This window comes from Mumia sp. Pv4-285 (assembly GCF_041320275.1).
GTDB classification, from domain to species: domain Bacteria; phylum Actinomycetota; class Actinomycetes; order Propionibacteriales; family Nocardioidaceae; genus Mumia; species Mumia qirimensis.
This window is the reverse complement of record NZ_CP162023.1, coordinates 2,244,816-2,266,125: the sequence shown is the minus strand read 5'-3', so window position 1 is coordinate 2,266,125 and position 21,310 is coordinate 2,244,816. Positions and strand designations below refer to the sequence as shown.

The following is a 21,310-nucleotide window of genomic DNA, read 5'->3' as shown; positions in this document are numbered from 1 at the left end:
ACCTGTCGACCGATCGCGCGGGCTCCTAGCGTCGAAGCATGACCAGCACGACGGACTCGTCACTCGGTGCCGGCTCAGCTGACGCTGGACGGCGCCGGCACACCGCGTGGCGTCGGCTTCGTCCGTGGCGGGGCCGCGCCACCCGTGTCGACCACGCATTGATCGGCGCCATCCTCGCGGCGATCGCCCTCGGACTGATCGTGCGGCCCATGACGCCCTTCCTGCTCGCCTCGCACCCGGTGCTGCTCGAGCTGCTCACCGGCGACCTCACCGCGGTCGGTGCCGCCGCGGCGTTCGCGCGGACCGGCGACGCGTCGCTGTGGCCGGTCGTGCTGGCCGGCGCGGTCGGGATGGCCAAGCTCGACTGGCTGACGTGGTTGACCGGACGACGGTGGGGACTCGGGATCATCCGGATGTTCACCACCAGCGAGCGCGCCCTTCGGATCGCATCCCGGGCGAGCGACGTGAACCCGTGGATCCTGCGGCTCGCCGTCACCATCGCGGTGCTCCCTGGCATCCCCACCGCCGTGGTCTACGCGATGGCGGGCTGGGCCGGGATGCGTCTGACCACGTTCCTCGCCCTCGACCTGCTGGGAACGCTGGGACTGACAGGTCTCGTTGCAGGCCTCGGCTACGCCCTCGGCCCGGACGCGGTCATGGTCGTCCTGCTGGTCGACAGGTACGCCGCGGTGGTGAGCCTGACCATGGTCGCGACGGTCGCGGTCCTCCCGCTGCTCAGACGGCGGACACCTCCCGCCCGCGAGCGAGCCTCGGACTTCCTGGTCCGCACGTGGAGGCGCTGACGTAGCATCGTCTGGCTCCGGGCGTCGCCTCGAGCTCATCCCCAGGAGGACCCGGTGCGCACCCCCAAGGCCGTCGGCGGCATCGTCGGAGCGCTGTTCTTCGTCGAGCTCGTCAGCGGCATGCTCCAGGGCTACTACACGCCGCTGATGACCGACATCGCGCGGAACCTCGACATCCACGACGCCGACGTGAACTGGTTCGAGGCCGCACAGCTGCTGGTGTCCGCGATGCTCGTCCCGGTGCTGTCCAAGCTCGGCGACCTGTTCGGCCACCGCCGGCTGCTGGTCATCGCCGCGGTCGTCACCGCCGTCGCGACCTGGGGCGTCGCGTTCGCTCCCGGGTTCACCAGCTACCTCGTGTTCTGGGCCGCGCAGGGCATCTTCACGGTGTGGCTCCCGCTCGAGGTCGCCCTGATCCACATCCGCTCGGCGCGGGAGGCCGACCCGGCGGCGACGACCCGGCGTGCGACCGGCATCATCGTCGCGGCGCTCCAGGCAGGTGCGATCCTCGGAGCGCTCAGCGCCGGGCTCTTCTCGTCGGTGTTCGACGGCAACCTCGTCCTGGTGCTCTCCGTTCCCGCCGTCGCGACGACCGCGGTCGTCGTCGTGATCCTGCGCTGGGTGCCCGACGTGCACGAGCGACGCAGCCACGGCTCGGTCGACCTCGCGGGCGCCGCCCTGCTGAGCACGAGCCTGCTCCTCGTGGTCGGCGGCCTCATGCTGATCCGCGTCGACGGCCTCGCGTCGCCGTGGCCGTGGCTGAGCTTCCTCGTCGGACTGACGCTGCTCGTGCCGTTCGCGCGCCAGGAGCGCCGTCACGCCGACCCGCTCATCGACCTCGCCGTGATGCGACAGGCCTCGATGTGGCCGGTGCAGCTGACCGCCCTGCTGTTCGGCGTGAGCATCCTCGGGGCCCAGATCCCGCTCTCGACCTACGCCCGCACCGACCCCGACGAGTACGGCTACGGTCTCGGCCTGTCGGCGGGCGGCGTCGCGCCGGTGATCGGGTTGTACGTGCTGTCGCTGCTGGTCGGCGCCGCCCTCTTCGCGCGCGTGTCGACGGCCCTCACGCCGCGCCGTACGCTGATCGGCGCCGCGGCACTCGTCGGGATCGGCTACCTCGGGCTCCTGCTGCTGCACGACTCCCTGCCGGAGGTCGTCGTCTGCATGGCGACGGCGGGCCTGGGCTCCGGTGCCCTGGTCGCCGCCATTCCCGCGGCGGCCGCGTCCGCCGCACCGCCGGGCGGGACCGCCGTCGCGACGGGGCTCACGAACACCACCAAGACGCTCGGCGGGGCCTTCGCGTCCAGCATCTTCGCCCTCGCGCTCGCGTCCGGTGTGGCGGCCGACTCGAGCGACACGGCGGCACCCCTGCGCGGCTACCTGACCGTGTGGGCCATCTGTGGAGGCACCGCGCTGGTCGCGGCGCTCTGCCTCGTCTTCGTCCCGCGGGGAGCCTTCTCCCACCCCGTCGAACCCGCCGTCGTCACGCCCGAGGAGCACGTGTGAGCACCGCCGCCGACAACCTGTCCGCCCTCATCACCTGCCGGACCGTCTCCTCGAGGGACTCCGACACGATCGACCACGCGGAGTTCGAGCGGTTCCGTACGCTCTTCGCGCAGCGCTACCCGCGTCTGCACGCGCAGACCATGCTGACCCGCTTCGGCGGAGGGCTGCTGTTCCGCTGGCGCGGCGCCACGGCGGACCGGCCCGTCGTGCTGATGGCGCACTACGACGTCGTCCCGGTCGTCGCCGAGGACTGGGACCGCGACCCGTTCAGCGGAGAGATCGTCGACGGCGCCGTGCACGGGCGAGGAGCGCTCGACGACAAGGGCCATCTCGTCGCGGTCGCCGAAGCGGTCGAGTCCCTGCTCGGTGACGGCTTCGTCCCCGCGCACGACGTGTACCTCTGCTTCGGCGACACCGAGGAGATCTCGGGCGAGACCGCCGAGGACATCGCGAACCACCTCGCCGAGCAGGGCGTCGTCCCGTGGCTCGTCAGCGACGAGGGCGGCGCCGTCGTCCAGGGTGCGTTCCCCGGGGTGAAGGTCCCGACCGCCATGGTCGGTGTCAGCGAGAAGGGCATCGTCGACGTCCTGCTCGAGACGACCGCACCCGGCGGGCACGCGTCGACGCCCGCACGCCGCGGCGCGACCGCGCGCCTCGCCCGCGCGATCGTGCGGATCGACGACCACCCGTTCCCGGCGCGCCTGTCGGCCCCGGTCGTGCAGATGCTCGAGGCGATCGCCCCGCACACGCCCCCGCCGCTGCGTCAGGTCCTCGCCAACGCCGAGCGTCTCAACAGGCCCGTCGCCCAGATCCTCGCGAAGGTCGGCGTCGAGACGGCCGCCGTCGTACGGACCACGACGACCACCACCCAGCTGTCAGGCAGCCCTGGTGCGAACGTCATCGCGTCGCGCGCCTGGGCCAACGTGAACATCCGCATCGCGGTCGGCGAGACCGTGACGTCGGTGCTGGAGCGCATCCGAACCCTCGTCGCCGACCCGTCCGTGTCCATCACCGCCCGCGAGGGCATGGACCCGTCTCCGGTCTCGCGGATCGACAACGACGCCTTCGCCCTGCTCAGCGCGACGATCACGGCGACGTACCCGGACGCGGCCGTCGTGCCGTACGTGCAGAACGGCGCGACCGACAGCCGACACTTCGCGGTCCACTCCGACGCGGTCTACCGCTTCTCCCCGTTCATGATGTCGCGGGAGCAGCGTGACAGCATCCACACCGCGAACGAGTACCTGCTCATCGAGGACCTCGAGCGCGGTGTGGCGTTCTTCCGAACACTGCTGCGCAACCACGTCTGAGCGGACGGCTCAGGCCTCCTTCGCGAACCGCAGGAGCTGCGGCACGTCGAACGACCCGTCGTCGCGCGCCATCGGGGCCATCGGCTTCCAGTTGGGCTCGACCGAGAGGTACGACAGCGGGTCGGCGGCAAGGATCCCCAGGAGGACCTCCGCCACGATCCGGCCTCCGACCGGTCCGAGCGTCTTGCCGTCGGCGACGACCTCGGCCTCCTTGAGGATGTAGAACCACAGCGGCGGGTGCAGCCGGACGTCCTCGCTGAGGTCGCCGATGCCGAGCTGGTCGTCGGTGAGCGGCTCGACGCCCATCGCCCGGGCGACGGTGTTGCCCGCCGGCAGGCCCAGGGCGACTCCCCGCTGCAGGTTGCGCTCGGCGAGCGCGTGCGGCGGGTGCGCCGCGACCGACAGCGGCAGGTCCGCGAGCGGGCGGGCCAGCTGGGTGTCGATCGGCAGCGACGCCTGGGGCGTCGTGTCAGCACCGGGCATGTCGAACAGGAACTTCCACTCGACGGCCCACTGGGGAGGCAGCCGGCGGAAGCCGTTGAGGTTCGACAGCTCGTCCGGCGGCAGCTCGGCGCCGAAGATCGGGATCGGTCCCTGGTCTCCGCGCGCACCCTTGACGAAGTCGTTGATGTGGTAGCGCCCGCGGATCATCGAGTGCCCGAACCGGTACGCCGCCACAGCGAACTCCACCGGGATGTAGGCGTCGTTGGCCGGCTTGTAGAACTGGAACGTCGGCCGCACCAGCGCGATCGTGGAGCCCTGCGCGTCGGACACGTACGTCTCCGTACGAAGGATGTCGTCGACCACGGCCCCGCCGACGATCCGCCGCAGGAAGTCGTTCACCACGACCCACTGGTAGTGCCACCGCACGATGCGCTGCGTCTCCTTGAACGCGTCGTCGCCGGTCAGCGGTGTCGTCGCCCCGACCACGTCGGCGACGCGGTTGTGGAACTGGAGCATGGTGAGGTGCAGCTGCGAGACCAGGAGGTTCTCGTCGTTGCGTGGGTCACCGATCAGGGCACGACCGAAGAAGATCTCCTCGCCGTCGCGCTGACGGGGCTCGTTGCGGGGAAGGTCGGGCCCGGCACCACTGGTCTGCCCGGGTACGACGCCGACGTCCTCGCCGAGGCGGAGCTTCGTCACCGGTCCGGAGTCGTCGTACATGTACGGCTGGTCGGCCGGGCCGCGTCCGTACAACGAGTCGAGGTCGAAGCGCGGTGTCCGGAAGTTGTGCAGGGCATCGGGATCGTTCTGACGCCGCAGGCTCGAGACCGGGTCGAACGTGACGTCGTGGTCGACGAACTGACCGAAGTAGGTGTAGCCCGAAGGGATGTCCGGGTTCTCGGCCGGCGGGCCGGCGGGATCGAGCATCCTCGCGGCGAGCGCGGCCATGTCCTCGGCCGAGTGCTCGAACACCGGCAGGTGTCGGAACATGCGCCCGAACCGGCCGGTCTTGAAGGACGACGACGGGATCACGTCGACTCCGCGCTGCGGCGTCCCGTGATGGACGGGTTTGGTGGGTGTGGTGGGTTCAGGAGCGGGTGTGGGTGGCGGTTCCTCCGCGGCGGAGGTCTCGTGCCCGACGGTCGTAGCCATGGTTGTCTCCTCGCACGACAGATCTGTCCCGAGATCCGACGCGATCGCGCCGGTGCGGCGGCGGTCTGCGCCTGCCACCCGTCGAGCGTCTCTCCGGGTCGGGGTCATGCCCAGGGGTATTGCAAACGGACTAAACGGACCAATAGGTCGTACGGATGTCAACGATCGCCGTCAGGCCGGCCGCCGCGACTCGCCCACGAGGTCCTCGGCGAGCCACCGGGTGAGCGTCGCGTAGGTCAGGTCGCAGCCGAGCAGGAAGTGCATCTTCGTGTACGCCGCCTCGACCGTGATCGCCCCACAGCTCACGGCGCCGCCGTCGACCAGCGTCCGTCCGGCCCCGTAACGGCCGAGATCGACGAACGCCGCAGGGGTCTGGCTGACTGCGAGCACCGGGACCTGTGCCTCACGCAGCGCACGCAGTCGCGCGGCGGCACGGCGGTCGTACGGCACGGTGCCGCCGCCGAAGACGCGGAGGACGACTCCCGCCGGGTCGCGTGACCAGGTGAGCTGGTCGTGCCAGTGCTCGAGCGTGACGGTCGCCAGTGCGACGAACCGGTCGGGGTCGTACCCGTGGAACTGTCCGGCCGGGACGTTGCGGGAGCGCCGCGCGCTGACGCCCTCCTCCCCCGCGAACCCGTCGAGATCGGTGGTCGAACGCTTCCACGCCGTGGCCGCAGCGAGCACCCGCCCCGCAAACGCGACGCACACCCCGGCGCGTCCGGAGACCGCCGTGTCCAGAGCGTGCCGCAGATTGCCCAGGGCATCGCTGCCCCGCTCGTAGGGCCCGCGTTGCGCTCCGGTCACGACGATCGGGCATGGAGCGTCAGCGAGCGCGAAGGCGAGCGCGCCCGCGGTGTAGGCGAGGCTGTCGGTGCCGTGGACCAGCACCACGCCTGCCACCGACGGCAGCGCAGCGCGGATCCGACGCTGCCAACGGGTCCAGTCCGCCGGCCCCATCTCCGCGCTGTCACGCATCGGCAGGTCGAGGACGAAGTCAGCGGGAACGCGTCGCGCCGCCGCCCAGGCGTCCACGGTGCTGCGCAGTGCGTCGACGCCCGCGGTGCTGACCTCCAGACCGGACGGACCCTCGGCCATCGTCGCCGTGCCGCCCGTCACGATCACGAGGACGCCGCGGACTCCCCCGAGCCCCGGCGCGGGCGTCTCGTGACGCGACTGACGTGGGCCCGGCGCGTCGCTCATGGGGCCGAGGCTACGTCGCCGTCCGCTCGGGCACCGCCGTGGAGGACCCCGGTGCGCACGTCGAGGACGGGTCGGTAGCGGTCGTACAGGGTCACGATGAGCACCAGCAGGAAGACGAAGAAGAACCCGGCCGACAGGAAGAACTGCGTCTCGTTCGGCGCGATCGTGCTGACCAGGAGAACGAGGCCGACGTTGACCAGCGAGAGGACCACGAACGTGGCGAAGACGGAGTCCCAACCACCCCCTCGTCGTGCGCTCCACAGCCCCACGAACGAGTTCACGACGATGAGGACTGCACAGCTCACGGCGATGCCGAGCGGGGACGAGTCCACGCTCGGCACGATGTTCGCGATGATCATGCTAAGGAGGGCGACGAGCGCGATCTTCTCGAGCAACCAGCTGTCGAAGACCTTGCCGCGGGCCACCCGGTCGGCGGCACGCTCGCGTGCCTCGTCCATGGAGGCGGGAACGGGGGGCGCGAGGATCTGCCAGGCGTGGTCCGGCGGGTCGAGGCGCGGGCGGACCGCGAACCAGAAGACGAGCAGGAGCGCGACGACCGCGGCGACCAGGGCGGGCGTGAACCACGGCACGTCGCGCATCGTGTCAGTGAGGTCGAGCTTGAACACGTGGATCCAGGCCTCTTGCGGAAGCTTGATGAAGATCCAGATGATCGCGGCCGCGACGATCCACCAGCGCATCGAGAACCGCTTCGGGTCCCACCGCAGCCGCACGATCTCGTAGAAGATGAAGAAGTACTCGAACGTGTTCGGGAAGATCAGCAGCAGCCACCGTTCCGTCCCGCCGGAGAGCTCGAAGATCGCCGTGCCGATCAGGCGGTAGAAGAGCAGGAACCGCGCCACCTCGAACGCCGGGCGGCTCGTCCAGTTGCGCATCGTCGACACGTAGGCGAGCGACAGGTAGTAGACGTCCAGCGCCTTGTCGTAGCTCTGGTAGTACGTCAGGTCGAGGTCGGTGAACGTCTGGAAGATCGTCTGGTCGACACCGTCGAGCAGCATGCACGCGATGATCGCGGGCAGCGGGAACCGGAAGATGAGCAGCGGCAGCAGCAGGCGCGCCGACACCACGGCCCAGAAGACGATCATGTCCGTCGTGTCGCCCACGGGTGCTCCCCTAGCCGCGCCGGTGCACCTGCTCCGGCGGGATCCGTTGTGATGATGCGGTCGAGAGCCTAGTGGTCCACAGGCACTTCGAGCACCCGACACACGGCATCGGTCAGGCTCTTCGCCCGCTCGGAGTCCAGGAAGGCGAGCCGAGCGGTCTTGTCCGGCATCGTGATCTCGGGTCCGAGCTCGAACCCGAGCCCCTCGAGCATCGCGGCGGCGCGCTCGTTGCCCACGTCCGGCTCCACGACGATCCGCCGTGCGGCCGGAGCACCGAGGACGAAGGCGACGAGCGTGCGCACCAGGACCGCCCACTGCACCTCCCTCGTGCCGACCCGCTCGCCGAGGAAGAAGTGGAGCCCGACGTCGCCGGGTCGGGGGTCGTAGCACTCCCCCACCGGGTCGTGCTCCGGCGCGTAGGTCTGCAGCAGCGCGAACGGGACGTCGTCGCGGCACACGAGGAACGCATGGTGGGTCTCCAGGCCGTCGACGTACGCATAGAGGTCCCGCAGCTCGCCGGCTGGCAGCTGCGCGAGGCCCCAGAACCGCGCCCGCGGTTGCGACACCCATCGGTGGACCGTCTCCAGGTCACCGTCCGGGTCGAGGACCCGGACCGTGACGGTCCCGAACCCGGGGATCTCCTCGTGCTGGAGCACCGTCCCCGGTGGTCCGGTGCGCAGGCGGTCCTGAAGGCTCGCGGTCATGGCAGCGTGTCCTCGGTGAGGTCGTCCCAGGCGGTGACGACGGGTACGGTCGCGGCCTGCAACCAGGCCGCGTGCTGGTCGGTCGCGTGCGGGCTGGCGGGATCGCCCGCGGCACCGAAGGGGACGCCCCAGCGGCTCCGGTCGCGCTCCGACAGGTCCCAGATCCAGCGCGCGACGGAGCCTCGCCAGCAGAGGTCGGTCACGCCGGGCGTGGTGGCGGTCGACCGCACGGTGTCGCTGTCTCCGGAGAGGCCAGCACGTGGGAGGGCGGCGAAGGCGGCACCGGGGACGCCGGCCAGCACCCGTACCGGGTCCAGCGTGTGGCGCTCCCCCCACCGCGGCGCGCGCTCCGTACCTACGCCCTCCGTCGCCGCCACCTCCTCGAGCGCGTCCAGGGCCACGGACCGCACGTCGATCCCCAGCCCGCGGGCCGGGCCGTCGGTGGCGAGCAGGGTGAGGATGCCGTCGCCGACCCGCGCGCGGACGTCGCACCACGGTTCGTACACCGCACCCATCCCGTGCGGCGCGTGAAGCGGCGCGAGGGACGGGTGGGCGGCGAGCCGGTCGACCATCGCGGCACGCCACGCGGCGAAGAGCGCGGCCTCGGTGCTGTCGGCGTCCATGCGTCGGTTCCACGCCCGTAGGCGTGCCGCGAACGCGTGCGCCGCGTCCGTGGGGCGCTCTTCCGCGGGGCCGGGAAGGTGCTGCAGCAGCGCGTCAGCACCCAGTGACAGCGTGTCGCCGTGGACGCCCGCCATGTCGGCGACGTCGAGGGTGCTCCGCTCGTCGAGCAGCTCGCCGAGCAGGGTCCGGATGCGCGAGGCTCGGTACGGCGCAGCGTAGGCGTCGCCGAAGGCGACGGCCGCCTCCCCCGGTCGCTCGTTCGCGTCGACGCGGCGATCTCGGACGTCACGCGCGGGCGGCATCGACTGCCAGGCGGAAGTCTCGGGCTCCGCCGTCCAGGCGTCGCGAGGGAGCCGGCGTGCAGCCCCGCCGCTCGCGGGCACCCGGCCGACGGTCCGGCTCAGCACGACCCCGTCGCGGTCCGCCACGAGCAGCCGGTTGACCGGGTCGACCCATCCGTCGAAAGCCGCGATCACGTCCTCGGCGGCCCGCACACGGAGCAGCGAGCGCAGCGACGCGATGCCGACGTCGGAGCAGACCCGTGCGGGCAACCGCGCCGCGTACGCGATCGTCTCGGTGCCGGGTGCCGGCAGGTCCTCGAGTCCCGCGACGACGACACCTCGTACGGTCTCCACCCAGGCGGTGCCGACGGCGGTTCCGCCGCGGACCAGGATCTGCTCGCGGCCGGCCGTCGCCACCTCCCAGCCGGACGGGCCGTACGCCTCGACCTCGCCGTCGTCCGTCCCGCGCAGGCGCTCGCGGAACACGTCGACGTGGTGCGCCATCGCATTCGTGATCCCCCAGGCGACGGAGCCGGCGTGACCGAAGTGCGCGATGCCCGGCACGCCGGGGAACGCCAGCCCGAGGACGTCGCCGTCCGGTCCGGCGAGCCGTACCTGCTGGTAGACGCCGGGGATCTCGATGACGCGGTGCGGATCACCGGCGAGCAACGGACTGCCGGTGCGGGTGCGGCTTCCGTGCAGCGCCCACGCGTTGCTCCCGGATCCGCCGGAGTCGTGGTGGAAGAGGTCGATGGCCGCGTCGCCGAGCACCGGACCGAGCGTCCGGTGGACGTGCTCGCGCCACAGCAGCGTCGGCAGGTCGGAGAACAGGACGTGTGCGACGTGCAGGATGCCGAGCGGCGCCCAGTCCGGCCAGTCGACTCTGGGCAGGACCGCGTTCACTCCGGCGACGTACGCGCCGACCCACTGCCGGTCGTCGTCGCCGAGCGCGTCGAACGCCTGCCGTGCGGTGTCGGCGAGCCTGGCGGCGCGGGCGAACCGGTCCCACGGGACCCCGTCCGAGCCGATGTGCTCGGCCAACCGACCCTCGGTCCTCCAGTGCTCGACCTGGATCTGGCTCCCGCGATCGAGCGCTGTCACCCTGCCCTGCGCCTCCGCGACCTCAAGCCAGGTGTCGGCACGCACGTGGGGCACGCCGTACGCGTCGCGGAAGAGGTGTGCCGTCATGGTCGCACCGGGGACGCGGCGGGTTGGAACGTGCTTGGCCCGATCACGCCGGGTTCGGTCATGGTGGGCGCGATCGCGGTGCGCGCGATCGCGGTGCGCGCGATCGGGTTGGCGAGCGTCCCGGCGTAGATGAGGGAGCTCGACTGGCTCGAGAGATCGACCATCTGGAGAGTGTTGCGCAGCTGGAGCCGGTTGAGGCACGAGTGGGCGAAGCGGTCTGCCCGCAGGTCGACCTGCGGGTCGAGGTCGGGATGGTCCGCGGCGTGGCGGTCGACGCACGCGGCGACCGCGGTCCAGAACTCCCCCTCACCCAGCACGCCGTCGACGTGCAGGATCCCGGCGAGGTGCCGCAGGACCCCGTCGAACACGTCGGTGAACACGGCGAGCGCCTTCTCGGTGTCGTCGACCGGCTGGACGATCCGCCCGACGCCGTCGGGCAGCGTCCTGTCGCGCAGCAGGACGACCTCCTCCCCGATGTCCTTCATGACCGCCCGGCGCGGCACGTGGTCCCCGAGGACGAGGATGACGTTCTCGCCGTGCGGCATGAACGCCAGGTCGTGAGCGAGGAGGCAGTGCACGACGGGCCGCAGGTAGGCGTCGAGGTAGGCGGCGAGCCACTCCTGCGGGGACAGTCCCGAGGCTCGGACGAGAGCGCTCGCGTACGCCCGCCCCTCGGCGTCGCGGTGCAGCAGGGACGCCATCGTGGCGAGCCGCTCCCCTGGGCCGACACGTCCCACGGGGCTCTCGCGCCAGAGCGCGGCGACCATCTTGCGGTGCGCCGACGCTGTCGGGGTCCGGTGGTAGACGTCGCCGGTGTACCCGATGGAGGCGCGCTCCCTCAGCACCGAGAAGCGGCACTCGGTCAGAGTCGGATCCAGACCGACGAGGTCCGCGACCCAGTCGTTGATCGCCGGCGTGGCACGCATGTAGGCGGGCGACAGGCCGCGCAGGAAGCCCATGTTCTGGATCGCGAGAGCGGTCTTCACGTAGTGGCGGTCCGGTCGCGACCGGTTGAACATCGTCCGGATGGACTGCTGCGCCTGGTACGCGTCGGCACCGGGCCCGAGCGGCACGAGGTCGCGCCGTGCGACGTCCGGGGCGAACGTGACGGAGATCCGGGTGTCCCACTGCCACGGGTGGACGGGCAGCAGGCGGTACGCCGCGGGGTCGAGGCCGAGGTCGAGCAGCCGGTCGGTGAAGCGGACGCGTTCGCTCGCGTCGAGCTCTCCCTCGTACAGGCTGTCCTCGTCGAGGCCGTCGCCGAGCGACAGGTGCGCGACCTCCTTGCGCGCTGCCAGCCAGAGGAGCGAGAACGGCCTTCCGGCCTCGGGGGCGTACCGGCGATAGGCGTCGAGGCCGAATCCGATCCGCCCGTTGTTGGCGACGAACCCGGGGTGCCCCTCGGTCATGGCCGCTTCGACGGTCTGGAACCCGGCCCCCAGGAGCGTGGACGCGCTGGGCCCACGCTGGTGCTGCTTGTAGGCGCCGGCGGCGAGCGTCGCGGCGATCTCCTCGAGGTAGGTGGCCAGGAGGTCGTCCGCGATGTCGAGCAACGGCTGGAGCTCGAGGATCAGCTCGGCGGCGTCGAGCATCCTGGGCTCGTCGTCGACCGTCCGGGCGAGCGTGGCTTCGTCGATCACCCAGTGCTCCAGCGCGAGGCGTTCGGCTCGGAACCGGTAGACGACCCCGCCGTCCGCGAGGCGGACCTCGTACCCGTCGCCCGCAGCGACAGGAGCGAGCAGGCGCTCGTGGGCGAACTCGGCGAGGGCCTTCGCGACGAGGTGGCGCTGGGCCCTCTCCATCGCGCGAGGGTTGAGGTGCGGGGCGTCCTGGTTCATCGTCGTCCTCCGAGCGTGCTGCGGGCGAAGTCGGCAGGGGTGCAGACCGAGAGGCGTGCCACCTTGTCGCCCAGCCGGACGTCGCGGAGGACCCGGAACCCGGCGTCGGCGTTCTTGCGCGCGATCGGGGCGTTGCGGACGTCGGGCTCGACGATCACCCGGGCGGCTCCGAGCTGCTCGAAGCAGAGCCGCATCACCGACGCCATCACCGCGCCTGTCAGACCGCGGCGAGGACGCCCGACCGGCGACGACACGAGCAGGTGCATCCCGAGGTCACCGGGGAGGGCGTCGTGGACGTCGGTCAGGAGGACGTGCGCCGGGTCGTACGTCTCGACCAGGAAGGTCGGTCGACCGTCGACGCTCCCCAACCAGGCGTCCTGGTGCGGGTCGGCGGTGACCCCGTCCAAGTACTCCTCCACCGCACTGACGTCGAGGTCGCCCAGCTGCCAGAACGCGGCATGCGGGTCGCTGAACCAGCGGTGGACCACCGCCGTGTCGCGCGATGCCTCCACCGGCTCGATCACGATGTGGACGGCGTCCGTGAACGCCGCGTGACGTGCGGTCGTACGCCCGCTCATCGCAGACCCACCCCTTCTCGCGAGCGTGCGGGGAGCGTCGAGGCGCCGGCCGGAACACCGAACTCCTGGAACGCGATCCGGCGCTCGACCGGGTAGACCTCGCGGCCGGTGACCGCTGCCAGGATCGTCGAGCTGCGCCACGCCCCGAACCCGAGGTCGGGCGCCGTCAGGCCGTGCGTGTGCTCCTCGCCGTTCTGGACGAAGACCCGCCTCCGGTCACCGTCGACGGCGTAGTCCCGTCCCACCGCGAACCGCCCCAGCTCGTCGAACGCGAGCAGGTGCCGGACCGGATCGAGGCACTGCGGCACAGCGGCGGCGTACCCGGTAGCCAGGACCAGCCGCTCCGTCCGCCGCTCGTACTCCTCGCCGAGCTGGTCGTGGCGCAGCCGCAGCACGAACTCGCTGCCGTCCCAGCGTGCGTCGACGAGCGCGGTGTCGGTCAGCAGCGTCGTCGGGACCGGAGCGGTCGCGCTCTTGCGGTAGAGCGTGTCGTAGATGTCGTCGACCAGGTCGCCGCTGATCCCCTTGTAGAGGCCCCGCTGCTCGCGGCCGAGCAGCTGGCGCAGCTCGAGCGGCAGGGCGTGGAAGTGGTCGGTGTACTCCGGCGACGTCATCTCGAGCGTCAGCTTCGTGTACTCCATGGGGAAGAACCGCGGCGACCGCGTGACCCAGTCGAGCCGGTACGCGTGGTCGTGGACGCCCTCGAGCAGGTCCCGGTAGATCTCCGCGGCGGACTGCCCGCTGCCGACGATCGTGACCGACTCCGCGCGGCACAGAGCGTCGCGGTGCGTGAGGTAGTCGGCGCTGTGCAGCCACGGTCCGTCGAGACCGCGCGCCGCGTCCGGGAGGGTCGGCCGTGTGCCGGTGCCGAGGACGACGTGCCTCGTACGGTACGTCTCGATGGACCCGTCATCGGTGCGCGCACGCACGACGTACGAGTCGTCGGCCTCGTGGTGCTCGACCGCGACGACACGCCGGCCCCAGCGCAACGATCCGAGCTGGTCGGCCGCCCAGCGGCAGTAGGCGTCGTACTCCGCGCGCAGCGGGTAGAAGCTCTCCCGGATGTAGAACGGGTAGAGCCGGCCCGTCTGCTTCAGGAAGCTGAGGAACGAGAACCGTGACGTCGGGTCCGCCAGCGTGACGAGGTCGGCGAGGAACGGCACCTGGATCGTCGCGCCCTCGAGCATCATCCCGGGATGCCACCGGAACTCGGGCGACTCGTCGAGGAAGAGCGCGTCCACGTCGTCGAGCGGATCCGCAAGGCAGGCGAGGCCGAGGTTGAACGGACCGATGCCGATCCCGATGAGGTCGTACGTCACCGCGTCACCACCGTCGTCGCGAGGGCGTGCCCCGGTCGTGCGTGCGTCGCTCCTGTGGTCTTCGCGATCGCGAGGACGCCGCGCACGTCGTGGACGGTGGTGTCCGGGTTCAGGAGGGTCAGCTTGAGGCACGGCCGACCGCGGACGACCGTCTTGGCGAGCAGGGCGCGGCCCGACGCGAGCATGGCGGCACGGATGACAGGCACCAGCCGATCCGCCTCCGCGTCGGCCATGTCGTCGGGCTGGTAGCGGAAGAGGACGGTGCTGAGGTCCGTCCTGGCAAGCAGGTGCAGGTCAGGATCCTCCTCGACGATCCGGTGGACGGCGGCGGTGAGATCGAGGACGCGGTCGAACATCGCTCCGACCCGGTCGGCTCCGAGCGCCCGCAGCGTCGTCCAGAGCTTGAGCGCGTCGAACCGACGGGTGGTCTGCAGCGACGTGTCGACCTGGTTCGGCTCGTCCGCGTCGTCGGGGTTGAGGTAGTCGGCGTGCCAGCCCGTACGCGCGAGGTCGGCGGGGTTGCGGACGATGATCGCGCTGGACGAGACGGGCTGGAAGAAGCTCTTGTGGAAGTCGATCGTGACGGAGGCCGCGCGCTCGATGCCGTCCAGGAGGTGGCGGCGGGTCGGTGAGACGAGCAGTCCTCCCCCGTACGCGGCGTCGACGTGCAGCCACGTCACCGATCGCTCGCAGGCGTCGGCAACCGCTCCGAGTGGGTCGATGCACCCCCGGTCCGTCGTGCCCGCGGTGGCGACGACGGCCATCGGGATCCGGCCGGTCCGCTCGATCACGTCCAGCGTCAGCCGAAGACCGCTCGGGTCCATCCGCCCGTCGCTGTCGGTGGGCACGCAGATGACAGCGTCCTCACCGAGCCCGAGCAGGAGCGCCGACTTCTGGACGCTGAAGTGGCTGTGCTCCGTCGCGAGGACGAGCATCCGTTCCTGGAGCGAGCTGCGCTCGGCGCCGGCGAGGATCCCGGATCCGTGCACGGCGAGCGCGTGCTCGCGGGCGAGGAAGAGCGCATGGAGGTTGGACTGCGTCCCCCCGGACGTGAACACGCCCGCTCCCCCGTCGAACCCGATCCGGCCGGCAGTCCACCTGATGAGGTGGCGCTCCATGTAGGTGCCGACCGTCGACTGGTCGTACGTGTCGACGGAGGTGTTCACCGCGGCCAGCACGGCCTCCGCCGCGACAGCCGGGATGGCGACCGGGCAGTTGAGGTGCGCGGCGTACGCCGGGTGGTGGAACCAGACGGCGTCCTCGACGAACATCGTGTCGATCTCCACGAGCGCAGCGTCGGTGCCGAGTGGTGCACCGTCGAGGTCGACCGACGCCACCCGCCGCTCGAGCAGGTCCCGCGACTCCCCCGAGAACGGTGCCGCACACGAACGGACCTGGGCGGCGAGCCGGTCCACCACGGCGTGGACGGTTCGCGCGTAGTCGTCCGCGGTGCTGTTGGTCAGCAGGGGCGATAGGTTCATGCGGGCTCCTGGAGCAGGTTCGTACGACGACGGTTTGCCGCGCGAGTTGGCATTTACTTAGGCTTGGCTTGCCTAAGTTAACGTACCTGCCGCCGGCGTCAACCGTGTCGCGCATCACATCGCTACGGTGATGGTGTGAGCCATCCAGAGACGCCGCGCGGCGTGCAGGACAACACCCGGGCGGTCGAAGACGGCGTCGTCACCGACTTCCACGACCGGATGAGCTACGGCGGATACCTCGATCTGGACACCCTGCTCTCGGCGCAGCGGCCGATCAGCCGCCCCGAGCATCACGACGAGCTGCTGTTCATCGTCCAGCACCAGACGACGGAGCTGTGGCTCAAGCTCGTCCTGCACGAGCTCGAGAGCGCGTGCCGGCACCTACGCGCCGACGAGCTCGGCCCCGCTCTCAAGCGCATCGCGCGGGTCAAGCACGTGCAGCGGACCCTGGCCGAGCAGTGGTCGGTCCTCGCCACGCTGACGCCGACCGAGTACGCACAGTTCCGCGGCGTGCTCGGCAGCGCGAGCGGCTTCCAGTCGTACCAGTACCGTGCGGTCGAGTTCGTCCTCGGCAACAAGAACGCCGCGATCCTCAAGGTCTTCGACGCCGAGCCTGCACACCGCGAGATCCTGCGCGAGGTCCTCGAGGCGCCGAGCCTGTACGACGAGTTCCTCCGCTACCTCGCACGCGCCGGCTACCCCGTACCCCCCGACGTCGTCGAACGCGACGTCACCCGGGCCTGGACCTTCCGCGAGGACCTCGTGCCGGTCCTCACCGCCATCTACGCCGACGCCGAGGCGAACTGGGAGGCGTACGAGACGTGCGAGGAGCTCGTCGACCTGGAGGACAACTTCCAGCTCTGGCGTTTCCGACACCTCAAGACGGTCTCGCGCATCATCGGCACCAAGCGAGGCACCGGCGGGTCGAGCGGTGTGCCGTTCCTCCAGCGGGCCCTCGACCTGACGTTCTTCCCCGAGCTCTTCGCCGTCCGGACCGAGATCGGCGCGTAGCGTGCCGACCTGGCTGCCTCCGTTCGTCGACCACCACGTCCATCTCCAGCTCATCGACGAGGCGCGCCTCCGCGGCGGCGGGCTGGCGGGGGTCGTCGACCTGGGTGGCAATCCGACGAGCATCGCGAGGGCGGCGCGCGGGGCCGACCGAGACGCCCCGTACGTCCGGTTCGCGGGAGCGTTCCTCGCGGCACCTGACGGGTACCCGCTCGGGCGCGCGTGGTGCCCCGAGGGTGCGGTGCGCGAGCTTCGATCCCCCGCCGACGCGGGCGAGGCGGTGGCCGAGCAGGTCGCGATCGGCGCATCCGCCATCAAGGTGACGCTCAACTCAGACGCCGGACCAGTACCCGACAGAGCGGCGCTCGCCGCCGTCGTGGACGCCGCACGCGAGCACGACGTTCCCGTCGTCGCGCACGTCGAAGGCACCGGCGCTGCTGCCGTCGCGACCGACGCCGGAGTCGACGTCCTCGCCCACACGCCGTGGACCGAACGGCTCGACGACGCCCTCGTCCACGAGGCGGCCGCGCTCGGTCAGCGCTGGATCACCACCCTGGACATCCACCGGCACGAAGCCTCCCAAGAGGTCGCCATCGACAACCTGGCTCGCTACCACGCAGCCGGCGGCCGCGCGCTGTACGGCACCGACCTCGGCAACGGCGATCTCCCGCTCGGCGTCAACTCTCGAGAGATCGCCGCGATGGTGCGCGCCGGTCTCGATCGGGACGCCATCGTCTCCGCGCTCGCGGATCCCTGGCCCGCCACCCTGCACCCGGACGGGATCGCCACCCGGCTCACCGCTCCGCCGCCGGAGACTGAGGAGGGCCTCCCCGCCTGGCTCGCGGCGGCCGAGGTCGGGCGCAGGCGCTGACGTGCGGGCTCAGCGCCGATCGGCGACCGCGAGGGCTGCGTCGACGGCGGTCAGTCCGACCGGGAGGCGCGGGCTGTGGCGTAGGCCGGCTCCCGGAGGCGACGGACCCACGCGTAGTTCTCGAGGCCGGGCAGGGGGTGAAGGACCGGGTCGAACGTCATGGCCGGGTCAGGCCCCTCCGTCGAGGAGAGCTCGAGCACCGCGAACGGCTGCCAGGGACCGAGGCGGGTCGCCCACGACAACCGGAGTCGCGTACCTCGATCCATGGTCTCGGCACCGATCAGCAGAGGACCGCTGCTGCTCCGGTACGGCAGCAAGGTCGTCATGGGTCGACTCGTCGACCTGCGGCTCGCGGTCAGGACGAACCTGCTGAGACCTCGCCATCCGGTCGAGGCGAGCAGGACGTCGGCGTACGCGTCCCCGTCCATCGGCACACGCAGGGCGAGCCCATGGACGTCCGGCCACGCCGAAGGGAGTCCGACCGCACGAGACATGCGGACGAGCACCTGGTCGCGTCCGGGCTCGTCGATCCACTCGACCCCGCTGCTGGGGTGACCGCTCTGCACCCCGTGGCGTGTCAGCGTCGCTTCGACGACGACTCCTCGCGGGTGCAGGGGCTTGGTGCCGAACCGGCGGAGCGCGGCTGCCAGACCGAACGCGGCACCGGCGAGCCCAGCGCCCGCCACGCTCGCGGGGACCGAGAGGGCGGAGGGGAACGTCTTCACTCCCCGTGGGTACCCCACGCCAGCGGAGTGACACGGCGGGTACGCCTCGGAGCGGCCACCGCGCATCTGTAAGACTCGGCGAGTCCCACCCACATTGCCGAGGAGAGCCGATGAGCATCACCGTCCCCGCCCTGGTCACCGCATCCGCAGGCGCCGCCTTCGAGCGCGCGACGATCGAGCGCCGTGACCTCGGAGCCCACGACGTCCTGATCGACATCGCCTTCGCCGGGATCTGCCACTCGGACATCCACCAGGCGCGCGAGGAGTGGGGCACCGCGATCTTCCCGATGGTGCCGGGGCACGAGATCGCCGGCGTGGTCAGCGCGGTCGGCGGCGACGTCAGCCGGTACGCGGTCGGAGACCGGGTCGGAGTCGGGTGCTTCGTCGACTCGTGCCGCGAGTGCGCGAACTGCCGGGCCGGCGAGGAGCAGTTCTGCGAGCGCGGCAACGTGGCGACGTACAACGGCCGGTACGCCGACGACACTCCGACGTACGGCGGATACTCGACCCAGATCGTCGTCGACGAGAACTACGTCCTCGGCATCCCCGAAGGCATCCCGCTCGACATCGCTGCGCCGCTGCTGTGCGCCGGCATCACGACCTACTCGCCGCTCAAGCACTGGGGAGCGGGCCCCGGCAAGAAGGTGGCCGTCGTGGGCATGGGCGGCCTCGGCCACCTGGGCGTGAAGATCGCAAACGCTCTCGGCGCCGAGGTGACGGTCATCAGCCACACGCTCTCGAAGAAGGACGACGGGCTCCGCTTCGGTGCCGCCCACTACGAGACCGGTGACCGCGACACCCTGCGCCGCCTGCGCGGATCGTTCGACCTCATCATCAACACCGTCTCCGCCGACCTGCCGGTCGATGCGTACCTCCGCACCCTGAAGCTCGACGGCACGATGGTCTTCGTCGGAGCCCCAGAGAACAAGCAGTCGTTCGCCGTCTTCTCGCTGATCGGTGGCCGTCGCAGCCTCGCCGGTTCGAACATCGGCGGCATCCGCGAGACCCAGGAGATGCTCGACTTCTGCGCCGCGCACGGGATCGGTGCCGAGATCGAGACGATCACCGCCGACGACGTCGACAAGGCGTACGAGCGGGTCGTCGCGTCGGACGTCCGCTACCGGTTCGTCATCGACACGGCAACGATTCCGGGCTGAGGCCGTCTCGACCCACGGCTGAGGCCGTCGCGATCCCCGCCTGAGCCACCGCGACCCGGCCGGAGTCCTGCCGGAGGAGGATCATGCAGACATGACCGTCCTCGCTGTCGTCTTCGCGGCGCTCGCCTCCGCCCTGCACGTGTGGATCTTCGTGATGGAGTCGATCCGGTGGGAGCAGCCGAGCACCCGCCGTACGTTCCAGATGAGCGCCGAGGAGGCTGCTGCGACCCGGGAGATGGCGTACAACCAGGGCTTCTACAACCTGTTCCTGGCGATCGTCACCGTCATCGGGCTCGTGCTCATCGGGGCCGACCAGACAGCAGCCGGAAGGGCGCTCGTGTTCGCCGGGTGCGGATCGATGCTTGCGGCCGCAGTCGTCCTGGTCGTGCGTTCACCGGGACGGCTGCGTGCGGGGATCGCTCAGGGCACGGCGCCCCTGCTGGCCGTGGTGTTCCTGGCACTCTCGATCCCCTCGTGAGCCTGGAGGCCCGTCGGGCGAGTCACGTCCGGGGCGAGGTCGTGTGCCGGTCGCGGTGGCGTTCGAGCGTGCCCGTCGGCGCACCGTAACCCACCGAGTGCGGGCCGACGACCATCGCAGCTGCGGGTCGCTCCACGACACCGACACGCACGGCACCGTCGCGCGCCGCGCTCAGGCCTCGCAGGTAGTCGCGGAGACGCCGACGCTGACGCCGCTCGCGGTCCTCGATCACGCGCCGCGACGACCCCAGCGTCCGACGGAACACGAAGCCGCCGCGTCCATCGGGCTCGACGTGCAGCCGACCCGCGTGAACGGCCATGTGGCACGCCCGGCAGAGGCCGGCGAGGTTGTCGAGATCGGTGCGTCCGCCGTCCCGCTTCCACCACGCGACGTGGTGCAGCTCGACGTGCGTGTTGCGGCATCCGGGATTGGCGCAGAACCCGCCTTGCCGCACCCGAACGGCGGTCCGTTGCGTGCGGGTGGCCAGCCGCCGTGTCCGTCCGACGCTGAGCACTGCGGCATACGGCGTCGGTCCGTCGGTGGTGCCCCCGGTGAGGATGGCGGTGTGGTCACCGCCGCAGGCGAGGAACGCGTACAGATCGGGTCCGATCGGTCCGAAGCCCGAGAGCGTCGGCGGCGCTGCGCCGGGCTGTCGTGCGAGCCACTCGGCGTCGACCGTCACGTGCAGCTGCGGACGAAAACCCTTGTCGCCGCGGAGCCCGTCGGCGATGACAGCGTCCATGAGGTCGTGGAGCGCATCGGTGCGGCGCTGCGACGGGGAGCGCTCGTCCCTTCGTGCGGCACCGTGACGATCGCCGTCTCCGCCACCCGCCCCGACGTCAGGGCCGTCGCCCTCACCCTCGCACCCGGACGGCCCGCGAGGCGCGGAGGCTGCCACCAAGAACGCCTTCAGCTTCGCACCGAGCACGACGTCGACGAATCCAGCCAGGTGGTAGCCGTCGCCGGCGCGGCTGACCTGGACGTCGCGCTTGTCCATGCCTCGCTTCCACGCCTCGTCGAGCTTCTCGGGGTGCGTCACCTCGTCGAGGCGATCGATCGCCTGGGCGAGATCGCTCGGTGCGGCCTGCTTCGCCAGTGGCAGCAGGATGTGCTCGGTCGCGTCGGCGAAGACGGCCGGGTCGATGCGTCGCAAGCCGCTGGTCAGGTGGGCGACGTGCTCCAACCGGATCTCCCCGGCGAGCATGGCGTCGCCGACTCCCGGCAGCGTGCGCATCGTGTGCCCGGCCGCACGAAGCCGCTTGGTGGTCGCGTCGCTCAGCCGCAGCTCGCGCCGAGCCCACGAGAGCGTCGACGACGCACCCTCGTCCGCGAAGGCGCCGCTCGCGTCCATGTGGTCCAGGAGGCTCGCGCGGAGGCCCTCGACCCGGTCGGAGATCGACTGCAGGTCGCGCAGCGCAGCGCGCGTCTGCGCGCTGTCAGCGAGCCCCACGGGCATCGCCGCTACGGCGTCGAACGCCTCGCCCAGCGCGGCGTACCGGCCTGAATCGAACATGTGTCC

The 21,310-nt window shown here is 71.1% G+C and carries 18 protein-coding genes; 7 read left to right on the top strand and 11 right to left on the bottom strand.

Going from position 1 to position 21,310, the window contains the following annotated elements:
• The first annotated feature begins 38 nt into the window (after positions 1–38).
• The 3 genes from AB3M34_RS10890 to AB3M34_RS10880 are packed head-to-tail and all read left to right on the top strand — an operon-like array spanning position 39 to position 3,622.
• A complete protein-coding gene (locus AB3M34_RS10890; RefSeq protein WP_370619798.1) occupies positions 39–803 on the top strand; it encodes a VTT domain-containing protein in 765 nt (254 codons plus the stop codon).
• A 54-nt stretch (positions 804–857) separates the two neighbouring features.
• Positions 858–2,312 (top strand): MFS transporter, encoded by a 1,455-nt coding sequence (locus AB3M34_RS10885; RefSeq protein WP_370619797.1) that lies wholly within the window; start codon positions 858–860, stop codon positions 2,310–2,312.
• A complete protein-coding gene (locus tag AB3M34_RS10880) occupies positions 2,309–3,622 on the top strand; it encodes a M20/M25/M40 family metallo-hydrolase (protein ID WP_370619795.1) in 1,314 nt (437 codons plus the stop codon). The genes AB3M34_RS10885 and AB3M34_RS10880 overlap by 4 nt, the downstream gene beginning before the upstream one ends.
• Before the next feature lie 9 nt (positions 3,623–3,631).
• On the opposite strand, the gene AB3M34_RS10875 is transcribed toward AB3M34_RS10880, so the two are convergent.
• From AB3M34_RS10875 to AB3M34_RS10835, 9 genes are all read right to left on the bottom strand, one after another.
• Positions 3,632–5,218 carry a peroxidase family protein gene (locus AB3M34_RS10875; protein ID WP_370619793.1) on the bottom strand — a complete coding sequence of 529 codons (1,587 nt, stop codon included), beginning with the start codon at positions 5,216–5,218 and terminating at the stop codon, positions 3,632–3,634.
• A gap of 171 nt (positions 5,219–5,389) precedes the next feature.
• Positions 5,390–6,418, bottom strand: coding sequence for an asparaginase (locus AB3M34_RS10870; protein WP_370619791.1), 1,029 nt, complete (start codon positions 6,416–6,418; stop codon positions 5,390–5,392).
• Positions 6,415–7,539: a hypothetical protein gene (locus tag AB3M34_RS10865; protein WP_370619789.1), complete on the bottom strand. Its 1,125-nt coding sequence runs from the start codon at positions 7,537–7,539 to the stop codon at positions 6,415–6,417. Before AB3M34_RS10865 ends, AB3M34_RS10870 begins: the two co-directional genes overlap by 4 nt.
• A 68-nt stretch (positions 7,540–7,607) precedes the next feature.
• Positions 7,608–8,243 carry a GNAT family N-acetyltransferase gene (locus AB3M34_RS10860; protein WP_370619788.1) on the bottom strand — a complete coding sequence of 212 codons (636 nt, stop codon included), beginning with the start codon at positions 8,241–8,243 and terminating at the stop codon, positions 7,608–7,610.
• A complete protein-coding gene (locus AB3M34_RS10855) occupies positions 8,240–10,336 on the bottom strand; it encodes a penicillin acylase family protein (protein WP_370619786.1) in 2,097 nt (698 codons plus the stop codon). The genes AB3M34_RS10860 and AB3M34_RS10855 overlap by 4 nt, the downstream gene beginning before the upstream one ends.
• The gene (locus AB3M34_RS10850) at positions 10,333–12,174 is read right to left on the bottom strand and encodes an IucA/IucC family protein (protein ID WP_370619784.1); all 1,842 of its coding nucleotides are present in this window, start codon (positions 12,172–12,174) and stop codon (positions 10,333–10,335) included. Before AB3M34_RS10850 ends, AB3M34_RS10855 begins: the two co-directional genes overlap by 4 nt.
• Positions 12,171–12,752, bottom strand: coding sequence for a GNAT family N-acetyltransferase (locus AB3M34_RS10845; RefSeq protein ID WP_370619782.1), 582 nt, complete (start codon positions 12,750–12,752; stop codon positions 12,171–12,173). The genes AB3M34_RS10850 and AB3M34_RS10845 overlap by 4 nt, the downstream gene beginning before the upstream one ends.
• Positions 12,749–14,071 carry a lysine N(6)-hydroxylase/L-ornithine N(5)-oxygenase family protein gene (locus AB3M34_RS10840; protein WP_370619780.1) on the bottom strand — a complete coding sequence of 441 codons (1,323 nt, stop codon included), beginning with the start codon at positions 14,069–14,071 and terminating at the stop codon, positions 12,749–12,751. The genes AB3M34_RS10845 and AB3M34_RS10840 overlap by 4 nt, the downstream gene beginning before the upstream one ends.
• Positions 14,068–15,552: a pyridoxal phosphate-dependent decarboxylase family protein gene (locus AB3M34_RS10835; RefSeq protein ID WP_370619779.1), complete on the bottom strand. Its 1,485-nt coding sequence runs from the start codon at positions 15,550–15,552 to the stop codon at positions 14,068–14,070. Before AB3M34_RS10835 ends, AB3M34_RS10840 begins: the two co-directional genes overlap by 4 nt.
• A 135-nt stretch (positions 15,553–15,687) precedes the next feature.
• Here AB3M34_RS10835 and kynA point away from each other — a divergent pair, with 135 nt between their 5' ends.
• Together kynA and AB3M34_RS10825 are read left to right on the top strand one after the other, a co-directional pair.
• Entirely contained in the window at positions 15,688–16,563 is an 876-nt protein-coding gene (kynA, locus tag AB3M34_RS10830) for a tryptophan 2,3-dioxygenase (protein WP_370619778.1), read from the top strand.
• 1 nt (position 16,564) lies between these two features.
• A complete protein-coding gene (locus AB3M34_RS10825; protein ID WP_370619776.1) occupies positions 16,565–17,431 on the top strand; it encodes an amidohydrolase family protein in 867 nt (288 codons plus the stop codon).
• 50 nt (positions 17,432–17,481) lie between these two features.
• Here the strand turns inward: AB3M34_RS10825 and AB3M34_RS10820 are convergent, their stop codons facing one another.
• Positions 17,482–18,156 carry a hypothetical protein gene (locus tag AB3M34_RS10820; RefSeq protein ID WP_370619774.1) on the bottom strand — a complete coding sequence of 225 codons (675 nt, stop codon included), beginning with the start codon at positions 18,154–18,156 and terminating at the stop codon, positions 17,482–17,484.
• Positions 18,157–18,266: 110 nt separating this feature from the next.
• Here AB3M34_RS10820 and AB3M34_RS10815 point away from each other — a divergent pair, with 110 nt between their 5' ends.
• The gene (locus AB3M34_RS10815) at positions 18,267–19,313 is read left to right on the top strand and encodes an NAD(P)-dependent alcohol dehydrogenase (protein ID WP_370619772.1); all 1,047 of its coding nucleotides are present in this window, start codon (positions 18,267–18,269) and stop codon (positions 19,311–19,313) included.
• 91 nt (positions 19,314–19,404) lie between these two features.
• Complete coding sequence (locus AB3M34_RS10810) at positions 19,405–19,791, top strand: DUF1304 domain-containing protein (protein WP_370619771.1); 387 nt, start codon at positions 19,405–19,407, stop codon at positions 19,789–19,791.
• A 22-nt stretch (positions 19,792–19,813) separates the two neighbouring features.
• Here AB3M34_RS10810 and AB3M34_RS10805 read toward each other — a convergent pair whose 3' ends face one another.
• Complete coding sequence (locus AB3M34_RS10805) at positions 19,814–21,304, bottom strand: HNH endonuclease (protein ID WP_370619769.1); 1,491 nt, start codon at positions 21,302–21,304, stop codon at positions 19,814–19,816.
• Between the last annotated feature and the right edge of the window lie 6 nt (positions 21,305–21,310).